Annotated in this window: 7 protein-coding genes; 5 read left to right on the top strand and 2 right to left on the bottom strand. The window is 63.0% G+C overall.

The features are described 5' to 3' along the window. Positions 1-93 precede the first annotated feature (93 nt). Positions 94-1,263, bottom strand: coding sequence for a TasA family protein (locus P0D77_RS06625; protein WP_277555483.1), 1,170 nt, complete (start codon positions 1,261-1,263; stop codon positions 94-96). 19 nt (positions 1,264-1,282) lie between these two features. Next, positions 1,283-2,473, bottom strand: a complete 1,191-nt coding sequence (locus tag P0D77_RS06620) for a TasA family protein (protein ID WP_277555482.1) — start codon at positions 2,471-2,473, stop codon at positions 1,283-1,285. Between the two features lie 356 nt (positions 2,474-2,829). On the opposite strand from P0D77_RS06620, the gene P0D77_RS06615 reads away from it, so the two are divergent. The 5 genes from P0D77_RS06615 (at position 2,830) to P0D77_RS06595 (ending at position 14,045) form a co-directional block, all read left to right on the top strand. Beyond that, entirely contained in the window at positions 2,830-3,435 is a 606-nt protein-coding gene (locus P0D77_RS06615; RefSeq protein ID WP_277555481.1) for a DUF7344 domain-containing protein, read from the top strand. A gap of 87 nt (positions 3,436-3,522) precedes the next feature. Next, a complete protein-coding gene (locus tag P0D77_RS06610; RefSeq protein WP_277555480.1) occupies positions 3,523-3,747 on the top strand; it encodes a hypothetical protein in 225 nt (74 codons plus the stop codon). A gap of 98 nt (positions 3,748-3,845) precedes the next feature. Then, the gene (locus tag P0D77_RS06605; RefSeq protein WP_277555478.1) at positions 3,846-5,084 is read left to right on the top strand and encodes a mandelate racemase/muconate lactonizing enzyme family protein; all 1,239 of its coding nucleotides are present in this window, start codon (positions 3,846-3,848) and stop codon (positions 5,082-5,084) included. Between the two features lie 585 nt (positions 5,085-5,669). Further along, positions 5,670-8,774, top strand: a complete 3,105-nt coding sequence (locus P0D77_RS06600) for a hypothetical protein (protein WP_277555477.1) — start codon at positions 5,670-5,672, stop codon at positions 8,772-8,774. Between the two features lie 324 nt (positions 8,775-9,098). After that, entirely contained in the window at positions 9,099-14,045 is a 4,947-nt protein-coding gene (locus P0D77_RS06595; protein ID WP_277555476.1) for a beta strand repeat-containing protein, read from the top strand. The last annotated feature ends 1 nt before the right edge of the window (position 14,046 follow it).

The following is a 14,046-nucleotide window of genomic DNA, read 5'->3' as shown; positions in this document are numbered from 1 at the left end:
ACGAGAGGTCCCACATATGTCTTCGTTTGAAAGACCCACCGGCGGAGTCGAACCGCCGCAAGGCGCCCGCGTGGGTCGTAGCCGTGCCGCGGGTCAGACCGGCGTCATCACGAGCGGGACGAACGTTTCGGTGCCGTCGGCGAGCGTCACGTCTAGCGTGACGCGGACCTGCTTGCCCGTCATATCCTCTTTATTCCCACTCTGGTTACGGAACGCATAGAGGTTCACCGTCGCTGTGCTTCCCGCTGATAGAACCGCTTCCTGATCGGCACTGTCGTTCCATCCATCGGACCCGAGATCAACCCAGCCAGGCACGTCGAACTTGTCGCCGTCACCATCAACCCAGCCGTCGTTGTCACCACTCGGAGTCTCCACGTGGACGTCAGAATTGTAGCTAAATTCGTCATAGTTCGTGCCACCCCGCTGGTCACTGAGGAGGATCAAGTCGGTGTCTGCCGGTTGAACGTGGATATCGTTGATCGTCGCTTCTTGCCCCAGCGAGTTGGTGTAGTCGAACTCGATGCCGGCGTCGTAATCGTCGTCTTGGTGACCGACTGCGTCCGCAGACACCGTCTGTGTCTGTGGGAGCGTGACTTGCCCGGCCTCTTGGGTCAGCGCGAACGCGGCCTCGATCTCGACGCTGTCGCTTTGAATCTCGTTTCCCGCGTTGTACACACGGTAGTCGGTTACGAATTCGACAGACTGGCCCGACGACAGTTGCAAGTTGCCAAGGTCGTACGAGCCGAGCGTAATCGCGGACGCGAGTACGTAGCCATCGTCGCCATTCACCGGCTGATGGCCGATCAGGTACTCGTCGTTCCCGTCGACTACGAGCTTGACCCGGAGTTCGAGGTTCTGGGCCAATTCGCCCGTGTGTGACCCGCCAGAATTCTGACCAAACGAATCTCCTTCGTCGTCGGCATCACTCTCGGGGTCGTTGACCCCGTTCTCCGGTGTTCGGAACCCTTTGATCCCGAACGTCAGGTACCCCGGGAGCGTGCCGGCGTTGCGAAGCGTCGTTGAGTCGCTTCCGCTCCCCTCCGGGACGACGTTCGACACATCGATGACGGCATTCGATCCGCTCCCGTTCACCGTCAGGTCAAGCGTGCCCGCCTGCACCGTGTTGTTCGCGCTGGTCTCCTCGTCGCTGAATAGCGCCACCGTGCCCGCACCCGCGGCTGCCGATGCCGCGCCCATCGTCACGAGGCCGCCGAGCACTCCGCGGCGGGAGAGCTCGAACGAGCTACTGGTGTCATCGCGCATCGGTGGTCACTCGGTGGGGTTACTGCGAGTCCTCCTGGTTGAGATCGACTTCGATGTCGAACTCCACGGCGTCCTTCTGGACCGCGTTTCCGACGTTCGGGGACAGATCGTACTCCACAAGGACGTAGTTCGTCGCGCCCGCGGGGAGCGGCTTGTTCGGCTCGGCATCGACCATTGGGAGCCGATTGACCTTGCCGGAGGCGACAAAGGTGTCCCCCGAACTCTGGGAACTGTCGGAACTGATCGTCACTGTCAGGTCGAGCATATCCGCGAGCGTCCGAAGTTCGCCGGACTGGATCTCGACCATTTTCGTCGCGGTGCCGTCGAACGCACTCGTCCCGGCGACCGGCGGATTGTTGTACCCGAATCCGGGGATAAGCGGGATATCGAGGTTGGACCCCGAAGTGGAGGGGTTGTAAGCCGCGAGGTTCGCCTGCCCCGTGACCGCGAACGGATCCGAGAGGTCCCCAGCGGGCACCTCAACGACGAACCGAGTGTTGCCGTTCTCTAGACGGACGTCGTAGCCGGACGGTACTGACTGATTCCGGTTCCGAGAGCCGGACGGCAGACTGCTTGCGTCGTCGTAAACCGTCTCCAAGCTGTCGTCGTCGTCGTAGTCCCGAGCCGCTAGTTGGAAGTCCTCGACACCGTCGTTGTCTGCGTCGAACGCGAACGTGATCGAGTCGTCGAACTGACCGTTCGGGTCCAGCGCGTACGGCAGATCTGCGGTGATCACTACTGGATCCGAACTCAGATCGATCTCGACATTAGCGACCTCGCCGAACTCCGACTGAAGTGAGACCTGATTCTGGGGGCTCCCGTTGTCGAACCCGTAATCGATCGTGAACTCACGAGTGTCGTCCAGCGACTGCTCCGGCTCCGGATTCCGGTCGATAGGGGTGACGTTCGAGACGTTCACGTCAAGCGAACCATCGAGATTCCCGTCGTTATTCACCTGAAGCGCGCTGACTCCAGAATCTCCGGGGGCAACCTCGGAAGCCGTGAGCGTCGCACTCCCACCATTGCCGAGTGTCAGATCGAGCGTCCCTGCCTGCACGCTGTTCCCGCTACTCGTCTCGGTGTCGCTGAAGAGTGCGAACGTCCCCGCACCCGCACCCGCGGAGGCCACACCGACAGTGCCGAGCGCGCCGAGCACCCGGCGGCGATTCAGTTCGATCGTCGAGCCGCTGTTTTTGTCGTCGTCGGACATAGGTTTGCACACCGCGCGGAACCACACCGCGCACACAATTGGCAACGAACTGGGGGGTAGTATTTATGTGCTGCATACAGGTCTGTAGCGACTGGCCTACAGCATTGTACCATAATACATACACCTTGTATAGTGACCCCTACACGGCGTCTTAGCCGCTCTAGACACGATCTAAAAGAATCGAAATATCGCCAGTTGATTCCGTACGGAGGGAAGGTAACGGCGAGTTATCCGAATGATCCTGATTCGCGTTTGTGCGCACGCTACAATATTCGAGTTGTTGTGTATCTAAAATAATATGAAACTGCTGGGAACCGAGCCAAATATCTAAGTATCTGACAAATGAACTGTTATTAGTGTCAACACAATCGGGTGATACGGGGGGTGACGTCGGGCCAGATGGACCGTTCAGCCCCGATGACGACGGACCCGGGGAGTTGGACCGGACGGAGGTGTTCGAGCTGCTCGGTAACGATCGGCGGCGGTACACACTCCACCATCTGATGCGGGCAAAGAGCGCCGAGATTAGCGAACTCGCAGAACACGTCGCCGCGTGGGAGAACAATATCGACCTCAAGGAGGTCGACTCCAGCCAGCGTCGGCGGGCGTACGTCGCACTCCACCAGACGCACCTCCCACGTCTTGACGATGCTGGCGTATTGAGCTACGAGTCAACCCGTGATGAGATCGAGTTGACCGAAATTGGAGAGAATCTCCAGGTGTATATGGACGTCGTACAAGGCAACGACATCCCCTGGAGCGAATTCTATCTCGGGCTATCGGCGTTCGCAGCAGCACTCATCACGGTTGCGTGGCTTGATATCTACCCCTTTTCAATCGGCGGCGATGCCGCGTACGCCGCACTCATCGTCGGTATGTTCACACTGACCAGCGTCGTTCACCTTGCTCGCTCGCGACGGAACCGGCTTGGCGCCAACACGGAGCCACCGACTGCTCGCTGATCAAGAAGTGACCACGCGGTATCCAACGTATTCCGGCGAGGTTCAGAAGCCGAGGAGGTTTTACCGGTCGCCAACGCAGTCAACGACGTGTCACGACACCGCCCGTACGACGATACGAAGTCGCTGATCGCCATCATTCTCGGCGTGCCAGCGCTGGCGGGACTGGTGTACTTCCTCCTCGTTGCGGTCAACGTCGCGTGGCGCGACTACGGCCTCGTGGTCGGCGTACTCGTGTTCGTCGTCGGCTTCGTTGGTCTCTCGTACGGCTCCTACCGGGCAGTGGAACTCGTCCGCTCGTCGGGCGGTCGCTGACCGGAAGTAACACCAAACAGCCCCACGTCGCACCGTGAACGCCGCCCGCGACGCGAACGACTCCAAACCTTTACACTAACACGAGTAAACGACGATCTATGAGCAGGAATTACGACTCGCTGCACGACCCCAACGCGGAGTACACGATGCGGGAACTGTCCAGCGAGACGATGGGCGTGACGGCTAAGCGCGGCGGCGGGCGCGACGTGGAGATCACCGACGTCCAGTGTACGATGGTCGACGGCAACTTCCCGTGGACGCTCGTGCGCGTCTATACGGACGCGGGCATCGTCGGCACTGGCGAGGCGTACTGGGGCGCGGGCGTGCCCGAACTCATCGAGCGGATGAAGCCGATGATCGTCGGCGAGAACCCCCTCGACATCGACCGCCTGTACGAGCACCTCATCCAGAAGATGTCCGGCGAGGGGACCGTCGAAGGCGTCACCGTCACCGCCATTTCCGGCATCGAGATTGCGCTTCACGACCTCGCAGGCAAGATCCTCGAGATTCCGGCCTACCAATTGCTCGGCGGGAAGTACCGTGACAAGATGCGTGTCTACTGTGACTGTCACACCGAAGAAGAGGCCGACCCTGAGGCGTGTGCCGACGAGGCCGAACGCGTCGTCGAGGAACTCGGCTATGACGCGCTGAAGTTCGACCTGGACGTGCCCTCTGGCTTCGAGAAGGACCGCGCAAACCGGCACCTGCGACCCGGCGAGATCCGCCACAAGGCAGAGATCGTCGAGGCGGTGACCGAGCGCGTGAAAGACCGCGCGGACGTCGCGTTCGACTGCCACTGGACGTTCTCCGGCGGCAGCGCAAAGCGCCTCGCCAACGCCATCGAGGACTACGACGTCTGGTGGCTCGAAGACCCCGTTCCCCCGGAGAACCTCGAAGTCCAAGAGGAGGTCACAAAGTCCACCGTCACGCCGATCACGGTCGGCGAGAACCGCTACCGCGTGACCGAAGAGCGCCGTCTCATCGAGAATCAGGCGGTCGACATCATCGCACCCGATATGCCGAAGGTCGGCGGGATGCGCGAGACCCGCAAGATCGCAGACGTGGCGAACCAGTACTACGTCCCGGTCGCGATGCACAACGTCTCCTCACCGGTGGCGACGATGGCGAGCGCCCACGTCGGCGCGGCTATCCCCAACTCGCTGGCCGTCGAGTACCACTCGTACGAACTCGGCTGGTGGGACGACCTGGTCGAGGAGGACGTCATCGAGGACGGCTACATCACTATCCCCGAGGAACCCGGCATCGGCGTCACCCTCGATATGGACGTCGTCGAGGAGCACATGGTCGACGGCGAGACGCTGTTTGACGAGGCGTAAGCCGAGGTCGAATCTGCGGAGCTTTACTCCGCGCTGTTTGACGAGGCGTAAGCCGGTTTCAAACGCGGAACTATCCGATTTTCGGAGTTCGACAAAGCGTAAGCTGAGCGAACCACCTGTAACCGAGTCATAGTGATACACGGGGGGCCGCTCCCGGTGCCGTCCGGGACTGGGCCGTCCGTACCACCCGACGACGCCGCCCTGCCACACCTCGAGTCGTGGACCGAAGCAGAGCGTGGGTCGTGAATCTCGCTTTCGTCTTTCGATTTTCTCCAGCACGTCGGTACACGTCCAGTGTAACGCCGCGCTACGGCAGCTCCGACGAACGCCGGGTGTGGATAACAAGAACAGTTGAGAGCGTGCCCAGTGGATATGGTGCGAAGTGACAGTGCGACGGCGACCGTCGTAGCTGTGGTGCTGTTGATGGTGCTGGCACCGATTGCGGGAGTGGCAGTCTCCGTCGGTGCCGCGTCCAGTCAGCAGCCCGCAGCGACGACCACAACGGCGACGGGACCGACGACGGCGAACGCGCCCACGATTGGGCCGGCCGACGGCGACTCAGCCACACCCGATCGACGTGGCATCGTGAGCGGACGAACGAACCTCAGCGACGCGGACACCAAAGTCGGCGGTGAGGGCGACGGCGACCGACTCGGGCGGTCGGTCGCACGCGTGGGCGACGTGAACGGCGACGGCGACGCTGATCTCCTCGTCGGCGCGCCGCGCAACGACTCACGCGGCGAGAACGCCGGTGCAGTGTACCTCTTCTACGGGCCGGTTGACCGTGGCGACGTAGAGGCGGCTGACGCTGATGCCGTCTTCTACGGCGTCGACGCGCGAGACCGCGCGGGGTCGTCGCTCGCAGGCGGTGACGTCGACGGTGATGGGTACAGCGACCTCGTGATCGGTGTGCCAGGCGACGACGCCGCGGCCAACAACTCTGGAGCGACGTACGTCGTTTACGGCGGGCCGTCGCTATCAGGGAAGCGCTCGGTCACCGCGGCGGCCGACGTTCGCCTTGAGGGCGTGTCCGCGAATGATCGCGCTGGAAACGCAGTGGGCATCGTGCGCGCTGGCGAACTTGACGACCGCGATTATGACGACGGTGGCGCAGTCCTTGTCGGCGCACGAGCGGCCGACACGTCAGCTGGTAACTCCTCTGGGGCGGTATACGTCGTTGACCTTCGTGACGGCTTCACCGGGGAACGGTCGCTTGCCGACGCCGACAGCACGTTCCTCGGCGAGGACGACAACGACGCCGCCGGACTGGCCGTCACAGGCGTCGGCGACGTCGACGATGACGGACGCGAAGAAGTTGGCGTCGGTGCACCTGGGGCCGACGCAGACCGGGCCAACGCCACGAATGACGGCGCGGTGTACGTCCTCTCGAACGTGTTCTCGGGTGGCACCCGAAGCCTCGACACGGCCGACGTACGCCTCGACGGCGCCGAATCGCGGGACCGGGCCGGGTCCGCGCTCGCAGGCGGCGCAGACGTGAACGGTGACGGCGTCGACGACCTCGTGATCGGCGCACCCTTCGCGGACGTGACTGGGCAGAACGCTGGGGCGGCGTACGTCGTCTTCGGCGGCGACCTCGAATCCGGAAGTCTCGCCGACGCCGACCGACGGCTGTACGGGGCGGGCGCGGGCGACCTCGCTGGCTACGCCCTCGCGACGGTCGGCGCGCGTTGCGGTGACGTGGCCGACATCCTCGTCGGTGCGCCACGAGCCGACTCGGTAGCGGGCAATGACAGCGGCGCAGTCTACCTGATCGACGGCGAGGTGCGCCGAGGGTCGACGAACCTCGATGACGCCGACGCGACGCTTCACGGTGAGAGTCCGGGCGACGAGGCAGGATGGTCGGTCGCAGGAGTGGGTGACGTGGGCGGCGGCGACGCAGACGACGTAGTGGTCGGCGCCCCTCGTGCAGATCCTGGCGGTGCAGCGTACGTGGTCCACGGCGACTGTGTGGACGAACAGACCGAGAAGGACGATGACAGGGACCGGGACAAAGACCGCGATAAGGACCGAGACAAAGACCGAGACAGAGACCGCGACGAGGACAAGGACGAAGACCTGAGACGAGTCTCGATCGAGGTTCGGTGTACCGCCGACGGCGGCCGCATCGTGCTAGAAAACCCTAACGACGAAGCCGTTCGCGTCATCGTGACCGGACCCGATGGTTACGAGCGTCGGGCGACCCTCGACGCCGAAGGCGATGACGACACCCTTCGACTTTCTGGACTCGATAACGGAGCGTACACCGTCCGAACCCGAACCACCGGTGACGACAGCGAATCGATCGGTCGCGAGCGAGTCACCGTCGACTGCGAGGAACCTGACGATGGAGAACCGGTCTTCGACCTCGTCGAGACGAACGTCACCTGTACCGACGACGGCGCGACCCTGCGACTCGCGAACCCGAACAACGACTCCGTCCGGGTCGTCGTCGACGGACCGAACGACTTCGAACGGAACGTCTCGCTGGACCCCGCAGGAGAAGAGAACGACACGCGAGAGCTCACAGGGCTAGAGAACGGGTCGTACACAGTACGGACGCTAACCGACGACGGCGACGACTCGCGACAGGTCGGCCGCGAACGACTCACCGTCGATTGCCCGCCCGTCGACGGTGACGAACCCGACATCGAACTTGTGGAGACGAACGTCACCTGTGAAGACGATGGTGGCGTACTCGTCGCGACGAACCAGAACGACGTGGCGGTGCAAGTCGACGTGGAAGGACCGGGCGACACCGAACGCCGCGAAACCCTGGAACCCGGCGACGAACTCCGACTTGACGGACTGGAAAACGGGACGTACACCGTCCGCACACTGACCGCAGAAGACGAGAACGTCCGGGTAGTCGGGAATACCACTGTCGAAATCGAGTGTGAGCCGGATGTCGACGAACCCGGCGACGGCGACGCAGAGGAAGTCTTGCCGGTCGAGACGGCTGTCACCTGCGCTGAAGATGGTGGCGTCCTGGTTGCGACGAACACGAACGACGTGGCAGTGCAGGTTGACGTGGAAGGTCCGGGTGAGACGGAACGACGCGCCACGCTTCAGCCAGGTGAGGAACTCCAACTGGATAGCCTACAAAACGGCACCTACACCGTCCGTACCCTGACCACCGACGATGAAGGAGTGAGCGAAGTCAGCAGCGAGGACGTAGTTGTGGCGTGCGCCGTCTCAGTAGACGGTGAAGACGGCGAAGACGGCGAGGATGGTGAAGACGGAGAGAATGGCGAAGATGGAGAGAACGGTGAAGACGGAGAGAATGGCGAAGATGGAGAGAACGGTGAAGACGGAGAGAATGGCGAAGATGGAGAGAACGGTGAAGACGGCGAAGAGGGCGAGAACGGCGAGAACGGCGAAGACGGCGAAGAGGGCGAGAACGGCGAGAACGGCGAAGACGGCGAAGAGGGCGAGAACGGCGAGAACGGCGAAGACGGCGAAGAGGGCGAGAACGGCGAGAACGGCGAAGATGGAGAGAACGGTGAAGACGGTGAAGACGGCGAAGACGGCGAAGACGACGAGAACAGCGAGAACGGCGAGGATAGTGAGAATGGTGAAGAGGACGAAGACGGCGAAGACGGCGAAGATGAGGAGGATGGTGAGAATGGCGAAGACGGAGAGAACGGCGAAGACGAGGAAGACGATGGCGAGGCGGAACTGATCTCTCCGTAGCACGCCACTCTGGATGCATACACTCTGTGTCTATCCACGGCCGTCGGTTCGTCCCCGTTCTCACGATCAGTTCGTTCGTAATCTGATAATATCGCAACACGTGGGGGTGATCGCGACGGCGTCGTTCGGTTTGGTCACCGTACCAGCCGAATTTCGGCATCTAGACTGGATTCGCGGCTGTCGGGAGCCAACCAACACGTCTAGTCGGCGATGACGACGGCATTCTCGCGTGCGGTCGACGACGCGATGTAACACGGGATTACTCAATGGCCAGGCCTGCGTCGGTGTGGATAACAAACTGACTTCCTCGCATCCGTGGGTCGTATGGAGCGTGGTCTTCGTGTTCTCGTTGTCCTCCTCGTCACCGTCGCGGTCGTCACGGTTCCGATCCTCACCGCCGTCGACGAGACGGCGACACTCACCGGTACACTCCGTCCGGATACGGGCGGAACCACGGCAGTCCCGGCAGACGACCGCACCGCGACCGGCGTCAGTAGCGTCAGCGGTGCCGACGCGTTGCTCGTGGGTGCGGGCGCCCGCGACCGCGCCGGACAAGTCGTCGCGGGCGTCGGCGACGTGAACGGTGACGGCGTCGACGACCTCGTTATCGCGGCACCCGAGAACGATTCTGGTGGCGAGAACGCCGGGGCAGTCTATCTCCTGTATGGCCCGGTCGACGGGCAGAACGCCTCCGTCGCGAACGCAGACGTGACGCTCACCGGTGCCCGTGCAAACGACACGGCGGGCGTGTCGGTCGCCGGCGGCGACCTCGACGGCGACGGCCACAGTGATCTCGTGATCGGTGTCCCCGGTGACGACGCCGCTGGGACGGACGCTGGTGCAGTCTACGTCGTGTACGGTGGGCCGTCACTGTCGGGTGAGCGGTCGCTCACGGCGGCTTCAGACCTTGTCTTCAGGGGTGTCTCCCCTGGTGACGGTGCAGGATCCGCGGTCGATGTCGTCGGGTCCGACGGCACCAACCAGCGTGGCGGGACCGGAATTGTCGTTGGTGCCTCGCGGGCGGACACACCTGATGGTGAGGACACGGGCGCAGCGTACTTCGTTGTGACCGATGGGATGCCGACCGGAACGCAGTCGCTGTCGACTGCCGATGCGACCTTCCACGGCGAGGACGACAACGATCTAGCGGGGCACGCGGTCGCCAATGTGGGTGACGTGAACGGCGACGGTCAGACAGACGTAGCTATCGGAGCGCCCGCAGCCGACGTAGACCGCGCAAACAGGTCGAATGATGGAGCGGTGTACGTCGTTTCTGACGTCTTCGCCGCGACGAACACGTCGAGTCTCAGTGACGCCGACGTGCGCCTCGTCGGTGCCGCCTCCGGTGACTTCGCCGGCTACGACATCGCTGGTGGCGCGGACGTGAACGGCGACGGCGTCGATGACCTCGTGATCGGCGCACCATTCACCGACGCAAGCGGAGACGACTCTGGTGCGGCGTACGTCGTCTTCGGCGGACGCTCACTTTCCAGTCGGTCACTCGCGACCGCAGACCGGACGTTCCGCGGGGCCGGTGCGGGTGATCTCGCTGGTTACTCGGTTGCCATCACGGGCGCTGCCTGTGGCGTCCGCGCGGACATTCTCGTCGGCGCACCGAATCACGACACTGACACCAGCGTCGATAGCGGTGCGGCGTATCTCGTCTCCGGCGGATCTGACCTGCGAACGCTGAGTCTATCGGACGCAGACGCTCGGATCAGCGGTGACGCAGAGAACGACGAGACGGGATACGACGTCGCTGCCGTGGGCGATATCGGCGGTAACGACAGCGAGGACGTCGTGATCGGTGCGCCGCGAAACGACGACGGCGGCACCGACTCTGGCGCGGTGTACGTCATCTACGGCGACTGTACCGCCGACGGGGCGGTTCGTGCAGACCAGGCGCAAGGCGTTGCCGACGGCGGGGCGGCCGAGAGTGCGAGTACGCCGAACGCGAACGCGAACGACGCCGCGGAAGCGGGCGACGACGACCAAAGCGACGCAAGCGGAGGCGGATCGGATACCAACGACGACCGATCGAACGTGGGCGGAACGAACGGTGGTGAGGACGACTCGAGTGGTTCTACCGGGGCGAGTGAGTCGGGAACGGCGAACGGAGACAGTGGATCAACTGGGTCGAGTAGCGAGAGTTCAGGTGCGTCGTCGAACGACGACTCCGCCGAAGAGTCTACTAACGACGACTCCGCCGAAGAGTCTACTAACGACGACTCCGGCGACGACGAGTCGGATGCTGAGAGCGAGGGATCAGACGACGAGGTCGACGAAGACGAGGCGGACGATGACGACGCCCCGACTGACGACGAACCCGACGGGTCTGAAGACGCAGACTCGGACAGCGACTCCGCGGAGTCGAACGACGACGATGCTGCGACGGACGACGATGGCGACGACTCGGACGGTGGTGACGCTCCGGAAAGCGACGACTCCGAGAGCGGTGACGCGGGCGGCGATGCCGAAGACGAACAAGGAGCCGAGAATACCGGGGAGAGCGACGAGTCAGCGTCGGGTGACGACGCAAACACTGGAACAGAAAGCGGCGATGATTCACCCGACGACCCTGACGAGGGAGACAGTTCGTCCTCCGAGCAAGCGTCCGGGACGCAAAGCGGCGACGAATCGAGCGAAGGGTCTGACTCGACTGCCGATGGTGCCTCCGAAAGTGAGTCGGAGTCGAGTGGGTCCAGCGGGAACGCCGACGAGTCTGGCGACGCTGGTAACGGGGAGACCACCGGAGACGAGTCTGATTCCTCTTCGAACGGCAACGCGAACGACAACGCGAACAACAATTCGAACGGCAACGCGAACGACAACGCGAACAACAATTCGAACGGCAACGCGAACGACAACGCGAACAACAATTCGAACGGCAACGCGAACGACAACGCGAACAACAATTCGAACGGCAACGCGAACGACAACGCGAACAACAATTCGAACGGCAACGCGAACGACAACGCGAACAACAATTCGAACGGCAACGCGAACGACAACGCGAACGGCAACGAGAGCGGAGCATCCGACGGTGCGTCGGAGAACGACGAGTCGAACGAGAGCCCCCCAAGTTCAGGGTCCAACAACGAGTCAGACAGCAACGACGCTGGTTCAGAGACGAACTCCGAGAGCGACGAAGATACAGGGACGAGTGACGACGGAGACGAGACGAACGGCGGGCCACCCGAGGACGCGAGTGGCGACGATGCGGAAGACGGCGATGCAGAAGACGAGTCGAACCAAGAGAACGACAGCTCCAACGACGAGACTCCGAACGACGACAACGGTGGTGACAGCGGGGGCGAGGGCGCGAGCGACGAGTCGAGCGAGTCTGAGAGCGCGACAGACGAGGACACGAACGGCAACGCAGACGAGGAAAGCGACCCCAGCGAAGGCGCGTCGAGCGGCAGTACCAACGACGGACAGCGCGGTGATGAGTCGAACACCGGCTCGCCGTCCGACGAGGCAGGGAGTGAGGACGAGTCGGGTGAATCCGAATCCAACGAGTCATCGGCCGAGGAGAGCGCCGGATCCGGGGGCGACGACTCCGAGGAGTCATCCCAAGGATCCGAGGAAGGGGAGGACAACTCACCGCCAAGTGAGTCGGATGGCCAATCCGGAGCCGACGAATCCGGCAGTGAGTCGTCGAGCGAGGCCGACGACACGGAGACCGGCGATTCCGGGGAGTCGAACGGCGAAAGTGGTGCTTCGGAGGGATCGACCAACGAAAGCGACGACTCCGAGGGAACCGACGAGACGGCTGGAGACGACGAGAGTGAAGACGAGAGTGAATCAGAGAACAGCGGCGGACAGGGCAACGCTGCTGGCGATTCTGAGTCGAACGGCTCCGAGGAAGGATCGGAGAACGACACCGCTGGAGAGGGGCAGAACGGCGAAAGTGATCAGGGAGCGTCGGGAGAGAGTTCCAACGGAGGAGACGACGACGGAACGTCCGAATCCGACGACGACCAGGGCGAGTCCAGCGAAGCGAGTGACGACGGAGCGTCGAACTCCACCGAGGGCGATCAGCCTAACGAGTCGGCGGGCAACTCCGAGTCACAACCCGACGACGAACGTGCGAGCGGCGACGAAGAGTCCGGTTCGGAAGACTCCGAGTCGACGAACGCGAACGGGGGCGAGAACGGCACCGAAACCGACGATTCCGAGCAAGCAGAAGACGATGCCTCGGGTTCCCAGGGCAGACAAGGATCGAACGAGGGGCAGTCCGACGGCGACAACTCGGGTGGAGACGGCGAGGGTGCCGGCGGCGACGGAAGCGAGAACGATAGCGCTGGCAACGGAACCGACGACGAAGCGGACGGGAACGGTGAGAGCGCCAGCGACGGTGGGAGCAGCGGGGGCGCTGGTGACAACGACAATGCCGGAAGCAACGACAACGCCAACGATAGCGGAGCTGCTGGAAACAACAGCGACAGCGAAGCCGACGAAAACGGGAGCGGGAACAGCAACGCTGCTGGCAATGGCAACTCAGGGAGCAACGAGAACGACGACGCCGATGGAAACGAGAGTTCCGGGAACGGCGCCGACAACCCGGGTGGCAACGACAGCAGTAACGACGACAACTCTGGGAACAACGACAACACCGGGAGCGATTCCGCGAACGGAAACGGGAACGGGAATTCCGAGAACGACGACAACACCAACGGCAACTCGAGCAACGGAACAGCGAATGGCAACGCTAACTCCGGGAACGGCAATGGTGATGGCAACGATGATGCCAACGGTAACTCCGGGAACGGCAACGCCAACGGCAACTCCGGCAACGGCAACGCCAACGGCAACTCCGGCAACGGCAACGCCAACGGCAACTCCGGCAACGGCAACGCCAACGGCAACTCCGGCAACGGCAACGCCAACGGCAACTCCGGCAACGGCAACGGAAATGGGAACGGCAATGGCGCCGCGAATGGAAACGGGAACGGCAACCAGAGTGACACCACTACCAACGCGACGAACTCAACACGGTCTGGGAGTTCAGGGGGCGGTCAAAACGGCACGAGTGGGACTGGGAATGGCAGTTCAGGGAACGGCAACGGAACTGATGGCGCCGCTGGTAACGGGAACGGCAACGCTGGCAACGGGAACGGCAATGGAAACGGCAACTCCGGCAATGGGAACTCCGGCAACGGGAACGGCAATGGAAACGGCAACTCCGGCAATGGGAACGGAACCAACGACACCGACACCGCAGTCGAACGAGCAACCACCCGCGACCGAACCGGGTCGCTCGTCGCGTGAA

The sequence above is a fragment of the Halobaculum limi genome, assembly GCF_029490015.1.
GTDB lineage: Archaea > Halobacteriota > Halobacteria > Halobacteriales > Haloferacaceae > Halobaculum > Halobaculum limi.
Note: the sequence above shows the minus strand (reverse complement) of the source record. Positions and strands in the feature narration are given on the sequence as shown.